This is a genomic window from Virgibacillus sp. M23 (genome assembly GCF_034190895.1).
Taxonomy (GTDB): Bacteria; Bacillota; Bacilli; order Bacillales; family Amphibacillaceae; genus Virgibacillus; species Virgibacillus salarius.
The window spans coordinates 33,325-50,817 of sequence record NZ_JAWDHA010000013.1 but is presented as its reverse complement, the minus strand read 5'-3'; the positions used below and the strand labels follow the sequence as shown (position 1 = coordinate 50,817).

Here is a 17,493-nt window from a genome sequence, read left to right as displayed (position 1 = left end):
GTACAAACCATCGTAGGAGGGAAAGATATGCAGAAGCGCGGAATTTTTTTGATTGCGGGTACAGTAACAATGTCCATTATATTATCCGGGTGTTTTCAAGGTGAGCAGTCCTTGGAGGAGGAAATGATCGATCCTCCACAAAATGCAGAGCCCGTTGATAATCTGGAAGATTCAGATGCAAAAGCTAATGAACAGAGTGAGGATGAAGACAACGTCTCAGAGACAATAGCACGTGATCTGTATTTAATTGATGCAAATGGAATGGTAGCGTCTCAAACATTGGAATTACCAACTCCTGAATCGAATAAAGTAGCTACACAGGTTTTAGAATATTTAGTAAAGGGTGGACCGATTTCCCAGTTACTTCCTAACGGATTTCAAGCAGTTCTACCAGAAGGAACTGAAGTTCTAGGCATTAATTTGCAGGAAGATGGCACAATGGTAGTTAACTTTTCGAAAGAATTTGCAAACTATGAAGCGAAGGATGAAACAAAAGTTCTAGAAGCCGTAACATATACCTTAACGCAATTTGAGAATGTAGAGGAAGTTCAATTAAAAATGGATGGAATGGCATTAAAAGAGATGCCAGTTAATGGAACACCAATTGGTGAAGGGTATTCCAGGGAAAATGGAATTAATGTAAGTGATACTGGGGTTTCTGACTTCATGCAAAGTAAAACGGTCACAATGTACTATCCAACGGAGCATGATGAAAATCGATACTACATTCCTGTGACACAGTATGTAGAACCATCTGAGGAAGTAGATGAGTTCAGTGCTATCGTTAAGAACTTACTGAAGGGTCCAGGAATTCAATCAAATGTAAAGCAAGTCTTTAATGATTCAGCTGCATTGACGAGTAAACCTTCATTAAAAGATGGAGTTTTACAACTACATTTTAATGAATCTATACTTAAAGAACAGGATAAATCCGTAATCGCTGATGAGGTAATGGAAACGCTAGTTCGAACGTTGACAAATGTACAGGGGGTGGAAGCTGTTCAGGTTAACGTGGAAAGTGTAGAGGAACTAGTCAATGAAAATGGTGAGGCTTATACGGAACCAGTAACGAAACAGCAGTTTATACCGACAGAGAAGTTATAGCTAAAAGAGGCTTTGATAAGCCTCTTTTTTATAGTCTAGGAAATCCATGTGGATAAATAGGCGCGTGTTGAGCCGCGTCCAGCTCCAGTTGCCCAGAAACTAGGCGACCTCACGAATCGCCCTGCGATAAGTCATCGTCGGACCGTGATTCCTTTATCTCTATTGACTCGCTCCAGTCGCTACGTTTCTTTTTAGTGCATGTAAAACCACAGGCTATGTGAAAACAAGGAATGTAATAAAAAATCTCCAAACGTTATAAAGAAACTGGCCACCAAACCAATTTCGAATAACGAGAGGAGATCTACTTATGTCGAGTGACAATAGTTTATCATATACCAGGTGAGATTGTAAGTAGCTTATTGTCCGTATTTCTAATATACACATCTTACTGCTATTAGATTGGATATGAGAATCCCAAGTGACACTTGTTTCCTTCTGTAATTTATGTGTATTTCAATAGTGCTTTTAACAAAAAATATGTTAAGCTAATGGTTGAACTAAGGAGGAGTTATGATGAGAACTGATCAACGTAATCGTAACAGCTTACGTCCTGTTACAATCACACCGAATTTTCTACAGCATCCAGAGGGTTCCGTGTTAATTCAAGTAGGGAATACTAAAGTAATATGTAATGCAAGTATAGAAGACAGAGTTCCTCCGTTTATGCGCGGTCAAGGTAAGGGATGGATAACTGCTGAATATGCAATGTTACCAAGAGCAACCGAACAGAGGAATATAAGAGAATCTTCAAAAGGAAAAGTTAGTGGTAGAACAATGGAAATACAACGCTTAATTGGTAGAGCTTTACGCTCTGTTGTTGATTTAGACAGCATTGGAGAACGGACTGTATGGGTGGACTGTGATGTCATTCAGGCGGATGGTGGAACAAGAACTGCTTCCATTACTGGTGCATTTGTGGCTGTAGTGTTAGCCTTCGAAAGTTTACTTCGTCGGAAAGTCTTATCCAAAATGCCAATTACTGATTTTCTTGCCGCAATATCTGTGGGGGTATTGCCAGATGGCATGGAGATATTAGATTTAAACTATGAGGAAGATTCCAAAGCTCATGTCGATATGAATATAGTTATGACAGGTACCGGTGAATTTGTAGAAATTCAAGGGACAGGAGAAGAAGCGACATTTAGTATGAAACAGTTAAATGAACTGCTGCAATTAGCTGAACAGGGAATACAGACAATTATTATGAAGCAGCGTAAAGTACTTGGAGATATCACCAATAGAATTGGAGAAAGTGTTACAGCAAAAGGAGAAAGCAAATGAAGCAAATCATCATTGCTACGAAAAATAAAGGGAAGGCTAATGAGTTTAAGGAGTTTTTTAAGCCCTATAACTTAAAGGCACTTTCTTTAAATGACTTAGAAGACCTTCCAGATGTAGAAGAAACAGGTGAAACATTTAAAGAAAATGCTGCCTTAAAAGCAGAAGAAATAGCTTCCATATTATCATTACCTGTACTTGCAGATGATTCTGGTTTAGTGATTGATGCATTAGATGGTAGACCCGGTGTTTATTCTGCAAGGTATGCCGGGGAACATAAAGATGATCAATTAAATATAGAAAAAGTGCTATCGGAATTACGTGGTATTCCTGAAGCTAAACGTACTGCTAGATTCGTTTGCGTTCTTGCTATTGCATCTCCAGGATCTAAAACACGTTTTTATACAGGGTATTGTGAGGGGAGAATTGCCGATAACCAATATGGTGAAAATGGTTTTGGTTATGATCCAATTTTTATACCTAAAGGTTATCAGCAAACAATGGCACAGTTATCATCGGATAAAAAAAATCAAATTAGTCATCGTAGAAATGCAATTGTTCAGCTAGAAGATACAGTGACACAACACGGATTACTAATTAAGGAATAAGGTGGATTCGATGACAAAAGTACTTATATTAAGCGATAGTCATGGATTAACGGAAGAATTAGATAAGATTAAACAACGTCACAATGTGGATTATCGATTTCATTGTGGAGATTCTGAATTGGATTTGGATGAGAACGAAATGGATGGATTTTATACAGTTATTGGAAACTGCGATCATGACATACGTTATCCAGAAGAACAGACACTTACTATAGGCGGTTTAACCTTTTTAATAGTTCATGGTCATTTACATCAAGTTAAAACGAATCTCATGCATATATCATACCGTGCAGAGGAATTAGGAGCACAAATTATATGCTTTGGCCACACACATATCGCAGGGGCAGAACAACGTGGAGATCAATTATTAATTAACCCAGGTAGTATACGATTGCCCCGGGTTCGCAAAGAGAAAACATACGCTATAATGGAATGGGAAAAGAAAGAAAATATCTTATTACGTTACTATACAACTGAAGGTGAATTAGTTCATAATCTGCAGTATGAGTTTACATTATAAAACAAAATACGCATCCATCCTGGACATTGCTCCAAGGATGGATGAAATTAAAATTATTTATTAGAAACTATTGACAAAAGCTGTATAAGTTTATATAATGATTCTTGTCCGTTAAAAACGGAGTAACTATTAATCAATTGTTTTTTCATACATAGTAATGATATGCGGGTGTAGTTTAATGGTAAAACCTCAGCCTTCCAAGCTGATGACGAGGGTTCGATTCCCTTCACCCGCTCCATACATATTTTTATGTCCCAGTAGCTCAGCTGGATAGAGCAACAGCCTTCTAAGCTGTGGGTCGGGAGTTCGAATCTCTCCTGGGACGTCTAATAAAAGCCTTGTAAACAACGAGTTTATGAGGTTTTTTATTTTTGCGTGGGAAACTGTATATTTTAAAAAGATACCAATAGGATACCATTTTAAGCTTTTTTAAATAGTGATTCAAAATGTGTTGCAGCACTTTTTTCTGCTTGTTGAAGTACATGGCCGTAAACATCCATTGTAGTACTGATTTTAGAGTGCCCTAGGCGTTCCTGGATAATTTTGGCATGAACACCTTGATTAATTAATAAAGTCGCTGATGTGTGTCTTAAATCATGAAACCGTATCTTTTTTAATCCTTTGTTTTCCTCTTTGTCTAAAAACCGGATCCACCTTTGACTAATGCTATCAGGTCTGAGTGGTTGTCCGTATTCATCCGAAAATAAAAATAAATGTCCTGGCCACTTCCATAAATCATCACTCATTTCCACTTGATGTTCTAATTTAATTGCTCTTAACTTTTTAAGTGCCTTCATTAAATCTTCTGGAACGGATACCTTACGTGTACGATCTGTTTTGGTTGATTTTAATTTTAAACCTTCACCTGTGACTATGACTAACGCTTGTTCAATCGTAATGGCATTATTTTCAAAGTCGAGATGCTTTCCTTCCAATGCTGCTATTTCCCCTTCACGTGCTCCCAAAACGGCGGCAACTTGTACAATTAATTGCCACATAGTATCTTCTTTTTCTAATTTGGAAAAGAGCAGTTGAGACTCTTCTAATGAATAGACTTCCGATTTTTTGTGTCTAACTGCTGGTAGGTTGATTTTTTCACATGGATTACGATCAATTAGATCCCATCCTTCAGCAACTTTAAATAAGGCATTTAAAGCCTTGTACACGTTTTTAATACTACTTGATGATAGAGAACCTTTCTTACCATCCAAACGCTTCCCGTTCTTCTTTAAATCATCAAAAAAGTTAACTATGTGAATCTTCTTTACATCTTTTAATTTCATTGGGCCAAATTCCGGAAGCAAACGTTTCTCAAATATGTTTTTGGTCTCCTGGAGTGTACGGATCCCGTAATGATCCTTAGCAAACTTTTCTAACCACTGTTCATAAAAACCTTCTACAGACAGTTTGGTTTCATCAATCAACTGCTTTGATAAAATCTCTGCTTCAAAAAGTGTCAGCATTTTACCAGCTTCAGTTTTATTTTTTGCATTTACTGTTTTATTTTTCTTTTTTCGTTTTCCTCCAACATATCCTAATTCAACTGTAAGTTTGTATTTTCCTTTAGAAATTTCTCTAAAGCTGGCCATATCTAATACCTCCAATAGATTTTTTTGTGAAAATTACTAGAACATTTGTTCTGTTCATGATACAATAATTTCATGAAAGTTACAAATTTATTAAAAAGGTGTAACAATTACCAATGCACATATTACCAATATGTGGTATAAATGAGTAAATAAAGCTGTTCGGCTGTATTAAGTCGGTGAGTAGATAAAATATCTACTCTTTGTAGCCTACTTCAATCCATTCGTAGAGATCATCGATATGACAATTTAATATTGATGCAATGTTCTTTGCAACCTGTAAGGACATCTTCTGTCTATCAAGAACATATTTGTTGACTTGTTGAAACGTAACATTGAGTCTATTTGCTAATTCTTGTTGAGTCATTTTCGATTTCTCAAGGTGGTCACGAAGCAGGCATCTTCCGACTTTATAAGCCAAACAGACACCTTCTTTATATGAAATTTTGTTTAATATTACTAAAAGGCGGCGATGTAATGACAGAAGAAGAAATCAAGAATATTGTTTTACTAGCAAAACTGATTAAAATAAGTGAAACAAAGTACTTAGATGAATCACTTGTCCATGTTCTCAAAGAGATCAACAGCAAGCTTAATGCTATTCATTAATTGCTTTCTATCATCGCCCTCAAGTTCGAGGGCCTTTTCAGTAATCTTTTTAATAAGATGCATTTCATCTGTAGATAGTTCCTTATCTTTTGAAACTTCTAAAGCTTTTTGTAAGTGATTTTCTTCTGTTTTAGTTGCTGGGAATAAATCATCAATGCTGATTTCGAATATATCTGCAAGTATAAAAAGATTGTCGTAACTTACTTCCCATTCGCCTTTTTCATAACCAGCCACTGTATTCTGCTTAACTCCTAGCTTTTTTCCTAATTCAGTTTGGTTCATACCCTTTTTCTTTCTGTATTCTCTAATTTTGCTTCCAACATACTTATTAATATCCAATTTGTCTTCCTCCATCTATTCATCTATATAAATGTGTTTATATACTATTTGTACTAAAGATAGTATATATCAGTATTTCTTACATTTCAATAAAAATAATCAGTATTTATGATTTTTTCGTTGACTTATCAGAAAAACTGATATATCATAAAAGCACACTGATAGAAAAGGGGGTTAGTAGATGGTAGTTCATTGGGAGCTAGTTAAATTGCGTAAGTCTAAGAAAATCAGCCAAGAAGATATGGCTAAGCTTCTAGGAGTAAATGCTAGAACATACGCATTAAAAGAACGTGGGGAAACAGATTTTAAACTCGAAGAAATATTCATCATAGCAAAATACTTCAATAAAAGAATAGAAGAAATTTTTTTGCCTAGAAATATCAGAAAAACTGATATTTGAAAAGGAGGTTAGATAAAATGAAGCGAACGGATGTTAAAGGGTTAGTTACATACCTAGAAGATACAGGCAACAAGATGTCAAAATCCTTTATCTATCGATTAGTTAGAGAAAATAGAATTCCTCACAAAAAAGTTGGTTCAAAAATAATTTTTGATATTGAAAGCATTGAAAAATGGTTAGACCCAGAAAGCAAGGTGAACCAAAATGTCTGAAAAAATACCAGCCGCTAAACATTTACAAGAGCATGAACTTAAAATGTTGAAAAATACGCATGAAGCACACAACCAAGCTATGGGTACTGAAGAACGCAAGCATTATAGTCTAGATAACATTAAGAAAGTAAAGCGTAATTTTCCTGAACGTTGTTTCGAGGTTTATTTCAGAAATGGTGAATGGTTTAAATATTATATCAACGGGACTTGGGGGTGAGGTGAAGGTGGGAAAATATCCAATTGTTTACTCAAAAAAAGACGGTATCAATAGATTATTACCTATCGATACCAACGGCGATCTAATTTCATTAGCATCTTTCGTTGAGAAAACTTATCCGGATGAAAAAGATTTTGTCTATGTGTTAATTGATGGTGTGGAGATCAAGTTATTTTAATCCAATTTGATTCTTCACAATACTTGTCGCAACGTTAGAGAGAATAGATAAAGACACACTTGATAATGACTTAACGCTATCTTTTGCTTTAGTCCAAACAACTTTATCTCGAATGTTGTCTAAAAAAAGGTGACCGCTCCAAGTTATAGAGATAATACCAATATCAATGATTTCTTCATCACTGCGTAGAACTTGACCATCAATAAAATCGGCTTCTTTTAACTTCAATAAAGCATAAACGGATGTCTGGTAACCAAACTTATTAAATGTTTCAAAGTCTTTAAGGTCTTGTAGAACTAGAGTTTCATTAAGTGTCAACTGTTCTTCTAACTCAAGAAGAATTGAACGAACGCAATCTTGATTAAGTTTCAAACATACAACCTCCCTTCTAGTAGATATTCTATCAGAAGTGAGAAAAAGAAAGGAGATCGTAATGGAAAAATTATCTATGTTTCTACCAAAAGACCAGGAACAAGCTGATAAAGAACTAGATTGCTATGACTATCTTTTGGCAAACGCAATTGAATTAATGCTTAAAGGAGAATTTGCCAAAGCAGCAGTTTATCACAGCAATATTGCTAGGTCACTGGATGAATTGGACAGGCTGAAAAGAAATAAGCAGACTGCTGAGGAAGCAAAGGACCTGTTAGAACAGATCAATAAACAAGATGCCATCAGGAGGCACTGGTTTGAACAAACTCATAGAATCTGATTGGACATATGTAGTGTTGTTTGCGGTTGTAGCTCTTTGGAATTATTACTTAATCATTACTTATTGAAGGAGGTGGGAGCATGGTAGATCAATTAACTTTCAAACGAATCGGTTATGTGAAAGTTCGAGTTGGAAACAAAATTCTTGATCGTTCTGATTCTATAAAAGTAATTCGAGCATTTAAATATCAATTATTCAAAATAGGTCAAGAGATCACAATTAATCCAAATGATAAATGGCACCACTATCTTTATAAAAACATAGTTAAGTTATGATTGTGGTCTTTTAAGGAGGTGAAGGATTTGAGGTTAGGAAGTTTTGCTGGTGCATTGGTTATAGCTCTGATTATAGCAATAATTATTTGAGAGGAAGGTGGACTAAGTGAGTAACTGTTTTGAAGATGAAACTGGTAAGTCACCTGAAGAATTAACAAATGAAGAGTTCATCAATCTATCTGATGACCTGAAATGGCTTGCTTATGAAAATTTATTAGAAATGTTCTATGGCGTTTCTGGTGAGTTAGAAGAAAAACTCACTGACGGCAATCAGTGAGTCTAAAACGAATATTCAGCATTATCATAACACAGGAGGTCAAATAAATGAAAGTAGAAGTGAATATAAACGCACCAGAATTAGTGGGTGCTTTGAATAATTTAGCGAATGCGTTGGGGTCTGCACCAGTAGTTGAATCGAAGCCAGTCAAACAGAAGGACAAGTCTGATTCGAAGAAAGAAACGAAGAAGGAGACACCTAAGGAAGAGAAAAAGTCTAAGAAAGAGGATCCGAAACCAGAAAAAGAAGAGAAGCAAGAGGCTGAGGTCCCTGCTATTGAAGACATACGTGCTAAGACGGCAGAAGTCTCCAAGTCTGGTAAAAAAGCTGAAATCAAAGAACTTCTTAGTGAACTAGGTGTGAATGCAATTTCAAAAATTCCGGAAGAAAAGCGTGCCGAGTACTTAGAAAGGTTGGAGAATCTATGAGCCAAAACCATGCAGAGCGAGCACACGCCAAGTTGAGTGCATCTGGCTCTAGTAGATGGTTAGCTTGTCCAGGTAGTGTGAAGCTAGAAAGTCAATACCCAGATGTCACGACGTCATTTGCTGAAGAGGGAACTGCAGCGCATGAATTATCCGAACTCATGCTGCAGTATAAGATTGGCGAAATAACAAAGCGCCAGTATTCCGGGCGATTGAAAAAACACAAGAAGGGTGAGTATTTCAGCCAAGAAATGCTTGACCACTGTGAGAACTACACAGATCTTGTAGTGGAGAGAGTAAACGAAGCTAAGGCAAAAACGAAAGACGCCTTGGTGCTTTTAGAACAACGTCTCGATTTTTCTCAGTGGGTACCTGAAGGGTTTGGAACTGGCGACGTGTTGGTTATAGCTGATGGGGTTATGGAGGTCATCGATTTAAAGTATGGCAAAGGTGTACTTGTTTCAGCAGAAAACAACAGTCAAATGCGTTTATATGGATTAGGTGCGTACAACGAATATGATTTGCTCTATGATATCGAAACGGTCCGTATGACGATCATTCAACCAAGATTGGACAATGTTTCTACGGAGGAGTTAGCTGCAGATGAACTTTTAAAGTGGGCGGAAGAAGTAGTCAAGCCTACGGCAGAGGAAGCAGCGCAAGGTAGTGAGACTTTTGAAGCTGGCTCTCATTGTCGCTTTTGTAAAGCAAGAGCTGAATGTCGAGTGAGGGCTGAGGCAAATCTTGAACTGGCCAAACATGAATTTAAAGAGCCAGAGCTCCTAAGCCCTGTTGAAATTGCCGACGTCTTGGCCAAGGCTGATGAGCTGAAATCATGGGTGTCTGATATCGAGGGACATGCGCTGGATCAAGCCTACAAACATGGAGTGTCTTATCCTGGTTGGAAGGTGGTTGAAGGTAGAAGCAACCGTATCTATGCCGATAAAGAAGCCGTCCAAGATCTACTAATTTTAGAAGGCTACAGTGAGGATGAGATTCATAAACCTACGGAAATCAAAGGCATCACAGATATGCAGAAAGCGCTAGGTAAAAAACAGTTCGACACCTTATTGAAAGACTTTATCATCAAACCACCAGGAAAACCAAAACTTGCTCCAGAGTCGGACAAGCGTCCAGCGTTATCATCTGCAGCAAGTGCGGCTGAGGATTTCAAGTAATGGGAGAAACTGTTGAGTTAATCCATGAAGGATACATTTGCCAGCATTGCGGTGAGCTATTAGACGGCGATGATCCGGGTTATCCGAGGAGCTGTGAAGATTGTGAGGAATTTTAAAATTGTACGGGATATATAGTACCGTATCAAAAAAGTTTGTTTTTGGTATTACTGAACCATCAAAGACCAAAGCCTACAAAGTTTTACGTAAGAAGATAGGTAGTGACTGGATGAAATATCGCTTTGAGGCTAGAAAAATTCCAAATTCGAAAGGTCTGAAATCAATGGGCGATATAGCTGATGATCATGTAGATCAATTTTCCTCTGGAAGATGGGGAACTAATTTTAAACAACAAAGGAGAAATGAAAAAATGGCAGTTACAAATACAGATACAAAAGTGATTACAGGAAAAGTACGTTTAAGCTTTGCGAATATTTGGGAGCCGAAATCCATTAACGGAGGGGATGCTAAGTACAGCACTTCCATACTCATTCCAAAGTCAGATAAAACAACAATGAAAAAAATTAAAGCAGCTGTTGAAACTGCAAAAGAACTTGGCAAGAACGAAAAATGGGGAGGTAAGATTCCTAAAAACATCCATACTCCAGTTCGTGATGGAGACGAAGAAGCAGATGAAAAAGGGGAGGCATACGAAGACCACTATTTCCTAAATGCTTCTAGTAAAAACAAGCCAGGTATTGTGGACCGTCATCGTGAAGAAATTATCGATACGACTGAAGTGTACAGCGGTTGTTACGTTCGAGTTAGCATTAACTTTTATCCTTTCGATACGAACGGAAATAAAGGGGTTGCCGTAGGTTTAAATAACATTCAGAAATGGGAAGATGGGGACTTCTTAGGTGGCCGTAGCCGTGCAGAAGATGACTTTGACGATCTAGAAGATGATGGAGACGATGACGACGACTTTTTAAGCTAAGAAACAGGGGGAGTTTTTACTCCCTCTTTCTATTAAACGAGCTCGGAGGTATTTTCATGAACGACATACTTTCTATTGATATTGAGACGTATTCAGGTACAGATTTAATCAAATCGGGTGTTTATCGATACGTAGAAGATCCAGACTTTGAAATTCTATTATTCGCTTACGCTTTTGAAGATGAACCAGTTACTGTGATCGACTTACTAGATTTTGAAGATGTTCCGGACAAGGTGATGGAAGCATTGGAAAATCCAAATGTCATAAAAACTGCATTCAACGCCAATTTTGAACGGACTTGTATTGCAAAGCATTTTGACCTTGAAATGGATCCGGCACAATGGCGGTGTAGTTCTGTTCATGCCCTAACTTTAGGTTTACCCAATCACCTTGGTGGCGTGGCCAAAGCGATGAATCTGGATGTAGAGAAAGATCAAAAGGGTAAGAATTTGATTAAATATTTTTCCGTACCCTGTAAACCAACAAAGGCAAATGGAAAGCGTACTAGGAACTACCCACATCATGATGAAGATAAATGGCAGCAATTCATTGAATACTGTCGTCAAGATGTGGTGGTAGAACGAGAGATTCGCAAAAAGCTAGAAAAGTTTCCGATACCTGAACAAGAGAATAGATTGTGGCAAGTTGATCAGCACATCAATGATCGTGGCGTTTATCTTGATCAGGATTTAGTTAAGCAAGCCATCGCTTGTGATAAGCAATATAAAGATCGCCTGCTGAATCGAGCCGCAGAGATAACGGGGTTGGATAATCCGAATAGCCTTCCCCAATTGAAAAAATGGATAAAAGAGCAAACCGGTGAAGAGGTAAAAAGCTTAACCAAAGATACGGTACCAGAACTAATCAAAAAGGCGAATAATCCAGCTGTACAAGAAGCTTTGGAGACTCGTCAAGAATTGGCCAGGACGTCTGTGACAAAGTACGCAACAATGAAACGTTCTGTATGTAGTGATAGCCGTATACGAGGTATCCTTCAGTTTTATGGTGCCAATCGGACAGGTCGGTGGGCAGGACGTTTGGTTCAGATTCATAATCTTCGTAAAAATGAATTGAAAGATTTAAGTCTAGCGAGGGAGACATTAAAGCAAGGGGATTTCGAGCTATTGGAAATGCTCTATGGTGATGTACCAGATACGTTGTCTCAGTTGTTACGCCCAGCTTTCACACCGACACCCGGAGGACGCTTTATTGTATCTGACTTTTCCGCTATTGAAGCACGAGTCATTGCATGGTTGGCAGGGGAGCAGTGGAGACTAGATGTATTTAACAGTCACGGTAAAATCTATGAGGCTTCTGCATCTACCATGTTTAACGTACCGATTGATGAAATCGATAAAGGCAGCCCTTTACGTCAAAAAGGAAAAGTTTCGGAATTGGCTCTTGGCTATCAAGGTGGACCAGGGGCACTGATTCAAATGGGTGCGTTGGATATGGGGATTGATGAAGAGGAACTACCTGAACTGGTAAGAACCTGGCGTGACGCTAACCCGAAAATCAGACAGCTATGGTACGACACAGAAGCGAATGCCCTTGCAGCAGTCAGAGGAAAATCATTTATAAAAGGTCCGAAAGGCGTCAACTTCATCTATGAATCTGGGACGCTTTTCATTCAGTTGCCATCTGGAAGAAAACTAGCTTATGTCAGACCGAAAATCGAACCACACCAGAAATTTGAGGGGAAAGATGAGCTCACATATGAAGGACCAGGTGGGAGAGGAATGGAACGTATAGGCACATACGGTGGCAAACTGGTGGAGAACATCATTCAGGCTATTGCAAGAGACTGTCTGGGCATTTCTATTATCAACTTAGAAGAAGCCGGATATAAAACTGTCATGCACGTTCATGATGAAGTTGTACTGGATGTACCGAATGACGAAGGTAGTCTGGATGAAGTAACGGAAATTATGGGTCAGCCAATTAAATGGGCGAAAGGGTTACCGTTAACAGCTGACGCCTTTGAAACCGACTACTATATAAAGGATTAATGCCTATGAAAATATACGTGTTAGTGGTACATGAACAAAATGAAGACGGGGATCTTATTCAAACAGTTTTCACGTATTTTAATAGGCCAGAAACATTCACCTACGTTGATTGGGTGTGAAGGGAGTGGCTTAAGATGAAAGCTTATAGAGGTGATGTTGCTGTTTATAGAGGAGAAAAACTAATTGCAATCGGTTCAGCAGAAGAATGCGCAGAACAGCTAAACGTTAGCTCAAAGTATATACGTTGGATGTTAACGCCGTATGGAAAGCGAAGAGCTTCTTTAAGGAAGAACCCTGAAAAAGCGACTACTGCAGTTAAGATCGATGGCTAAGCATAGGAGATGATCTCATGTTAAAGAAAGCACAGACAAAGATAAAGGATGAAATGAAGAAAGATAACAACCCATATGTAAAATTAATTGGCCAATTTTTATTGGACCATCTTACTCATAATCCGGAAGACGCAGAAAAAATATTAGTGAAAAGTAAAACGATTAAGGGCAGTCTAGCCAGTATGCGTAAAGAAGCAGAAAAGAAAAAAGTCGGAAACATGGCCGTGTTAACAGATGAAGAAGGATTTGCAACTGTTTTCGATTACTTTGAAATTGCCGGAAAGTCTGAGTCAGTCAAGCCTGCTGTGCCAGCTAACCAAGAGACGACAGAAACTGATCTTGTATTTAATGTGACGTTGGGAGGTTGAAAAGATGTCACTAGATCCTGAATTTCTTGCACATTTCCCAAAAGAAGTTAGTCAAGAGTTGGTTGACTATGTAAGGGACATTGTTTTTTACGAAAGTAGATATGTCTTCGTTAAAACCGTGAAAGGCATTCAGCATGGATACTGCTCCCACTGTGAGAAAGATTATATGATTGACCAACTTCAACCATTGAAACATAACGAATCTTGGACTTGTCAACTTTGTGCTTCTCCAGTTGTGGTTAAGAGTGCTGGCCGGGGTCGTAAGAATTTGTTTACGGAAGCCTACGTTGTTTGGTATGAAAAATCACAAGTGGATCCAGAAACCATTGTCGCTATGGGACTGCATGTTACAAGAGACTATGGAGATTATAGGAACGTAAAAACCATGTTTAGGGAGGTTTCCATGTATCTTTTTGAACCTGGATACAGCGAACAGAGGGTGTATAACGGCTGGAGAGATGAATGGTCTAAGTTAAAGAAGATTCGTTCTGAGTCAACAGGATTAATGCAATATAAGGGTACATTCATCTCTCATGAGAATGTGGCAGCCACAGTTCAAAATACACCTTTTCAATATAGTACGTGGGAGAGTTATAAAGACCTATATGGCAGAGAAGATCTTGTTCATTTCTTTGCTTTAGCTGCAAGGTATTCTTGCATTGAGTATTTAACGAAGATCGGTTTCCGGAAATTCATTGAGGCGAAGTTAACAGGGCTTAGAACTTACGGGACGATTAACTGGAATGGGAAGACGCTTGAAAAAGTAATTCGGCTATCCAAATCGGAGCTAAAACAGCTTAAACGTGAACGAGTTATTCCTCGTCCTGAATTACTCTATGTGTACCAAACTCTAAAAAAGCATGGTTTATCCGTATCATTTGAAACAGCAGATTTACTAGATGATCTGTTTATAGAGGAAGCTATAAAGCTACATGAGCCACTAGATTTTGTAACGAAATATGCGTTAAAGCAGCGTTCAAAATCTCTACTAGCATATCATTCAACTTCTTCTATAATCAGAGATTTACGAGATTATTGGCAAGAAGCAGAAGAACTTGGTCTTGATGTAACGAAGGATCATATAAAATATCCGAACAATTTGCAGAAGGCTCACGAGGATACCTCTCGGCGGATAAAAATTAAAGTGGATGAAAAGGTAAATGAACAGATTAAGAAGCGTATTCCATCTTTAGAAAGGTATTCTTTTACACAAGGCAGACTGCATATAAGACCTGCAACATCCAGCATAGAACTATTTGACGAGGGTAAGGCACTTAAGCATTGTGTTGGCCAGTATGCGAAACGTTATGCAGAAGGTGATACAGACATTTATGTTATTCGAAAGAATGATGCGCCTCATAAATCCTATTTCACTGTAGAAATTCAACAGAATAGAGTGATTCAATGCCGTGGCTTTAGAAATTGTAACATGACCAAAGAAGTTGCTGCTTTCATAGAAGCATTCGAACTTGAAAAGTTAAAACGTCGTAAGAGGAATAGAAACCTATCAGCATAGAAAGGAGGGTGGCCTGTGTTAGAAATATCCTTTGGCCGTAATCGATCAGATAAAAACTGGACAGTGGATTATCTAGAATGGCCAGAATTTATCGATACGTTAAAGCTACGTCGAACAAATGAGACGATGGCCGAATACGACAAACTCTCCAAATTAAAGCAAGGAGCCATTAAGGATGGACCTGCCTTTGTAGGCGGTCTTATCCGAAGTGGTAGACGGAAAAAAGTCAATATTGAGAGCCGATGGTTAATTACATTAGATGCTGACTATGCCACTGATGATTTCATGATAGACGTTGACCTTATGCTTGGTGGTACTAGCTATCTGATTTATAGCACACATAGTCATCGACCGAACAGGCAGAAGTTTCGTTTAGTAATTCCAGCTAATCGTGAAATGACTCCTGATGAGTATGCAGCAGTAAGCCGTAAATTGGCAGAAAACATAGGCATGACTTATTTCGATCACACTACGTTTCAGTTGCATAGACTCATGTATTTCCCTAGTTGTTCTAAGGATGCAGATCCAGTCTTTGAAGTAGCTGAAGGAGAGCCCCTAGATGTTAATGGCATACTTGACGAGTATATCGATTGGACAGATATAGCTGAGTGGCCAAGACATGAATCAGAAAGTAAGGCGCCGCTGGAAAACGGAAAGAAACAGCAAGACCCAACGCAAAAGCATGGCGTAGTAGGTTTATTCTGTCAGACTTATAGCATTGAGGAAGGCATCGAAGAATTTCTATCTGATCAGTATGAACAGGGTTCTATGGAAAATCGGTATACGTATTTACATGGTTCTTCTGCAAATGGTCTCGAGGTATTTCCAGATCAAGCTTTAGCATATAGCCACCAGGATAGTGACCCAGCTGCAGACGGCCACAGTAAAAATCTATTTGACCTGGTTCGCCTTCATAAATTCGGGGATATGGACGACAACGTGAAGAAAAATACGCCCGGTAATAAATACCCTTCTTATGTGGCCATGCAGGAATTTATCTATGAACTACCGGAAATTAAACGAACTCTAGTAGATAGAAGAGCGGCAAGTATTGATGAAGATTTTCAAAATGAAATAGATGAGGGCCAAGATCCAGATGCCTGGAAAGAAAAACTAGTCTATACGAATAAAGGAAACCTAGTAAGCAATGCGGGAAATGTAGAGCTTTTACTATCAAATGGACCTTTGAAAAATACTTTAGCCTATGACGCTTTCAAAAATCGAGAAGTAGTTCTTAACGATTTACCTTGGCGCAAAAAAGCTCCCTTTCAATCACATGAACCGTGGTTAGGTTCTGATGATGCAGAATTAAGGCACTTTCTTGGAAAAGGATATGACATTAAATCAGCTAATATCATTCGTGATGCTTTTACCCATGTTACCCGTCAGAATGCTTTTCATCCTATTCATGACTATTTAGAGTCGTTTGAATGGGATGGTGTTAAGCGTTTAGACACGCTATTTATTGATTACTTAGGTGCAACAGATAGTGATTACACCCGTACGGTTACTCGAAAAATGTTTATGGCCGGGGTAGTGAGAATTTACGAACCTGGCACCAAATTCGATGAAATGTTAGTTCTTGTTGGACCACAAGGATGCGGTAAAAGTACGATCTTGGCTAAAATGGGACGGCAGTGGTTCTCAGACTCCTTAAAAAGTTTTGAAAGTAAGGAAGCTGGAGAATATCTACAAAACTCTTGGATATTTGAATTTGGAGAGCTATCAGCAATGAAGAAGGCTGAAATAGAAGAAGTAAAGGCGTTCACATCCAAAACAACAGACATGTATCGTGTAGCGTTTGACAGAGTAGTATCAGAGTTTCCAAGAAAGTGTATATTCTTTGGAACAACAAACAATTTTGATTTCTTAAAAGACCAAACAGGAAACCGTCGATTTTGGCCAGTTAGCGTGGAGCCAGAACGGGCGACGAAAAACATCTTTTACGACCAGGAAAATCCGGAATCGCCCTACTTATCTGATGAGATCGTGGGTCAAGTATGGGCAGAAGCTAAGCACTATTGTGAACAGGGAGAACCGTTGACTCTACCAAGACAAGTAGCAGATGTGGCCAAGTCTGTGCAAGAAGCTCACATGGAAGACGATCCGAGAAAAGGGTGGATTACCGAATATCTCGAAACTCCAATTCAAGAAGATTTTATGGATGAGCCAATGCAGCGTACATCTGTGTGTGCAGCAGAAATCTGGGTTGAGTGTCTTCAACGTAAAAAAGGAGACATGAAACCTTGGGATGCGAAGGAGATTTATGGCATTTTAAGAAACATTCCAGGTTGGAAAGACGCAGGTAGACAACGGGTAAAAGGATACAACATTCAACGTGTGTTTGAACGTGAGCAGTAAATCCATATCTACTAACACAGTTACTAACACACTAACACACCAAAAAATGGAAGTA

The 17,493-nt window shown here is 38.5% G+C and carries 23 protein-coding genes and 2 tRNA genes; 21 read left to right on the top strand and 4 right to left on the bottom strand.

Going from position 1 to position 17,493, the window contains the following annotated elements; translation table 11 throughout:
- Positions 1 to 27 precede the first annotated feature (27 nt).
- The 6 genes from RVS70_RS07655 to RVS70_RS07630 all read left to right on the top strand — a co-directional run bounded on the left by RVS70_RS07655 (position 28) and on the right by RVS70_RS07630 (position 3,835).
- Positions 28 to 1,104 (top strand): GerMN domain-containing protein, encoded by a 1,077-nt coding sequence (locus RVS70_RS07655; protein WP_228088906.1) that lies wholly within the window; start codon positions 28 to 30, stop codon positions 1,102 to 1,104.
- 513 nt (positions 1,105 to 1,617) lie between these two features.
- A complete protein-coding gene (gene rph, locus RVS70_RS07650) occupies positions 1,618 to 2,385 on the top strand; it encodes a ribonuclease PH (RefSeq protein WP_205388687.1) in 768 nt (255 codons plus the stop codon).
- Entirely contained in the window at positions 2,382 to 2,990 is a 609-nt protein-coding gene (locus RVS70_RS07645) for an XTP/dITP diphosphatase (RefSeq protein ID WP_205388686.1), read from the top strand. Before rph ends, RVS70_RS07645 begins: the two co-directional genes overlap by 4 nt.
- A gap of 10 nt (positions 2,991 to 3,000) precedes the next feature.
- Positions 3,001 to 3,510, top strand: a complete 510-nt coding sequence (locus RVS70_RS07640; RefSeq protein ID WP_026681372.1) for a metallophosphoesterase — start codon at positions 3,001 to 3,003, stop codon at positions 3,508 to 3,510.
- Positions 3,511 to 3,674: 164 nt separating this feature from the next.
- Positions 3,675 to 3,748 (top strand) — tRNA-Gly (locus RVS70_RS07635).
- A 13-nt stretch (positions 3,749 to 3,761) separates the two neighbouring features.
- Positions 3,762 to 3,835: transfer RNA gene (locus tag RVS70_RS07630), tRNA-Arg, on the top strand.
- 94 nt (positions 3,836 to 3,929) lie between these two features.
- On the opposite strand, the gene RVS70_RS07625 is transcribed toward RVS70_RS07630, so the two are convergent.
- The 3 genes from RVS70_RS07625 to RVS70_RS07615 form a co-directional block, all read right to left on the bottom strand.
- Positions 3,930 to 5,114, bottom strand: coding sequence for a site-specific integrase (locus RVS70_RS07625; RefSeq protein WP_321132825.1), 1,185 nt, complete (start codon positions 5,112 to 5,114; stop codon positions 3,930 to 3,932).
- Between the two features lie 178 nt (positions 5,115 to 5,292).
- Positions 5,293 to 5,517, bottom strand: a complete 225-nt coding sequence (locus tag RVS70_RS07620) for a helix-turn-helix transcriptional regulator (protein WP_321132824.1) — start codon at positions 5,515 to 5,517, stop codon at positions 5,293 to 5,295.
- A 134-nt stretch (positions 5,518 to 5,651) separates the two neighbouring features.
- Positions 5,652 to 6,044, bottom strand: coding sequence for a helix-turn-helix transcriptional regulator (locus tag RVS70_RS07615; protein WP_321132823.1), 393 nt, complete (start codon positions 6,042 to 6,044; stop codon positions 5,652 to 5,654).
- 181 nt (positions 6,045 to 6,225) lie between these two features.
- Here RVS70_RS07615 and RVS70_RS07610 point away from each other — a divergent pair, with 181 nt between their 5' ends.
- Genes RVS70_RS07610 through RVS70_RS07595 form a run of 4 tightly spaced genes read left to right on the top strand, consistent with a single transcriptional unit; the run spans position 6,226 to position 7,051 of the window.
- Positions 6,226 to 6,444 (top strand): helix-turn-helix transcriptional regulator, encoded by a 219-nt coding sequence (locus RVS70_RS07610; protein WP_321132822.1) that lies wholly within the window; start codon positions 6,226 to 6,228, stop codon positions 6,442 to 6,444.
- Between the two features lie 17 nt (positions 6,445 to 6,461).
- A complete protein-coding gene (locus RVS70_RS07605) occupies positions 6,462 to 6,656 on the top strand; it encodes a helix-turn-helix domain-containing protein (RefSeq protein WP_321132821.1) in 195 nt (64 codons plus the stop codon).
- Positions 6,649 to 6,873 (top strand): hypothetical protein, encoded by a 225-nt coding sequence (locus RVS70_RS07600; RefSeq protein ID WP_321132820.1) that lies wholly within the window; start codon positions 6,649 to 6,651, stop codon positions 6,871 to 6,873. The genes RVS70_RS07605 and RVS70_RS07600 overlap by 8 nt, the downstream gene beginning before the upstream one ends.
- A gap of 7 nt (positions 6,874 to 6,880) precedes the next feature.
- Positions 6,881 to 7,051, top strand: a complete 171-nt coding sequence (locus RVS70_RS07595) for a hypothetical protein (RefSeq protein WP_321132819.1) — start codon at positions 6,881 to 6,883, stop codon at positions 7,049 to 7,051.
- Here RVS70_RS07595 and RVS70_RS07590 read toward each other — a convergent pair.
- A complete protein-coding gene (locus tag RVS70_RS07590; protein ID WP_321132818.1) occupies positions 7,043 to 7,423 on the bottom strand; it encodes a DUF2513 domain-containing protein in 381 nt (126 codons plus the stop codon). The genes RVS70_RS07595 and RVS70_RS07590 overlap by 9 nt on opposite strands.
- A gap of 61 nt (positions 7,424 to 7,484) precedes the next feature.
- Between RVS70_RS07590 and RVS70_RS07585 the strand changes: the two genes are divergently transcribed.
- The 11 genes from RVS70_RS07585 to RVS70_RS07535 all read left to right on the top strand — a co-directional run bounded on the left by RVS70_RS07585 (position 7,485) and on the right by RVS70_RS07535 (position 17,438).
- On the top strand, positions 7,485 to 7,763 hold the full coding sequence (locus RVS70_RS07585; protein ID WP_321132817.1) for a hypothetical protein: 279 nt from the start codon (positions 7,485 to 7,487) through the stop codon (positions 7,761 to 7,763).
- Positions 7,764 to 7,843: 80 nt separating this feature from the next.
- Positions 7,844 to 8,038: a hypothetical protein gene (locus tag RVS70_RS07580; protein WP_121603808.1), complete on the top strand. Its 195-nt coding sequence runs from the start codon at positions 7,844 to 7,846 to the stop codon at positions 8,036 to 8,038.
- A gap of 106 nt (positions 8,039 to 8,144) precedes the next feature.
- Positions 8,145 to 8,315, top strand: a complete 171-nt coding sequence (locus tag RVS70_RS07575; RefSeq protein WP_321132816.1) for a hypothetical protein — start codon at positions 8,145 to 8,147, stop codon at positions 8,313 to 8,315.
- 47 nt (positions 8,316 to 8,362) lie between these two features.
- Entirely contained in the window at positions 8,363 to 8,743 is a 381-nt protein-coding gene (locus RVS70_RS07570) for a hypothetical protein (protein WP_321132815.1), read from the top strand.
- Positions 8,740 to 9,918 (top strand): DUF2800 domain-containing protein, encoded by a 1,179-nt coding sequence (locus tag RVS70_RS07565; RefSeq protein ID WP_321132814.1) that lies wholly within the window; start codon positions 8,740 to 8,742, stop codon positions 9,916 to 9,918. The genes RVS70_RS07570 and RVS70_RS07565 overlap by 4 nt, the downstream gene beginning before the upstream one ends.
- Before the next feature lie 367 nt (positions 9,919 to 10,285).
- Complete coding sequence (locus RVS70_RS07560) at positions 10,286 to 10,852, top strand: DUF2815 family protein (protein ID WP_228088838.1); 567 nt, start codon at positions 10,286 to 10,288, stop codon at positions 10,850 to 10,852.
- A 56-nt stretch (positions 10,853 to 10,908) separates the two neighbouring features.
- Positions 10,909 to 12,861, top strand: coding sequence for a DNA polymerase (locus tag RVS70_RS07555; RefSeq protein ID WP_321132813.1), 1,953 nt, complete (start codon positions 10,909 to 10,911; stop codon positions 12,859 to 12,861).
- Between the two features lie 134 nt (positions 12,862 to 12,995).
- Positions 12,996 to 13,193, top strand: coding sequence for a hypothetical protein (locus RVS70_RS07550; RefSeq protein WP_321132812.1), 198 nt, complete (start codon positions 12,996 to 12,998; stop codon positions 13,191 to 13,193).
- Positions 13,194 to 13,210: 17 nt separating this feature from the next.
- On the top strand, positions 13,211 to 13,561 hold the full coding sequence (locus RVS70_RS07545) for a hypothetical protein (RefSeq protein ID WP_321132811.1): 351 nt from the start codon (positions 13,211 to 13,213) through the stop codon (positions 13,559 to 13,561).
- A 4-nt stretch (positions 13,562 to 13,565) separates the two neighbouring features.
- The gene (locus tag RVS70_RS07540; RefSeq protein WP_321132810.1) at positions 13,566 to 15,077 is read left to right on the top strand and encodes a PcfJ domain-containing protein; all 1,512 of its coding nucleotides are present in this window, start codon (positions 13,566 to 13,568) and stop codon (positions 15,075 to 15,077) included.
- Positions 15,078 to 15,092: 15 nt separating this feature from the next.
- Positions 15,093 to 17,438: a virulence-associated E family protein gene (locus RVS70_RS07535; protein ID WP_321132809.1), complete on the top strand. Its 2,346-nt coding sequence runs from the start codon at positions 15,093 to 15,095 to the stop codon at positions 17,436 to 17,438.
- Positions 17,439 to 17,493: the final 55 nt, after the last annotated feature.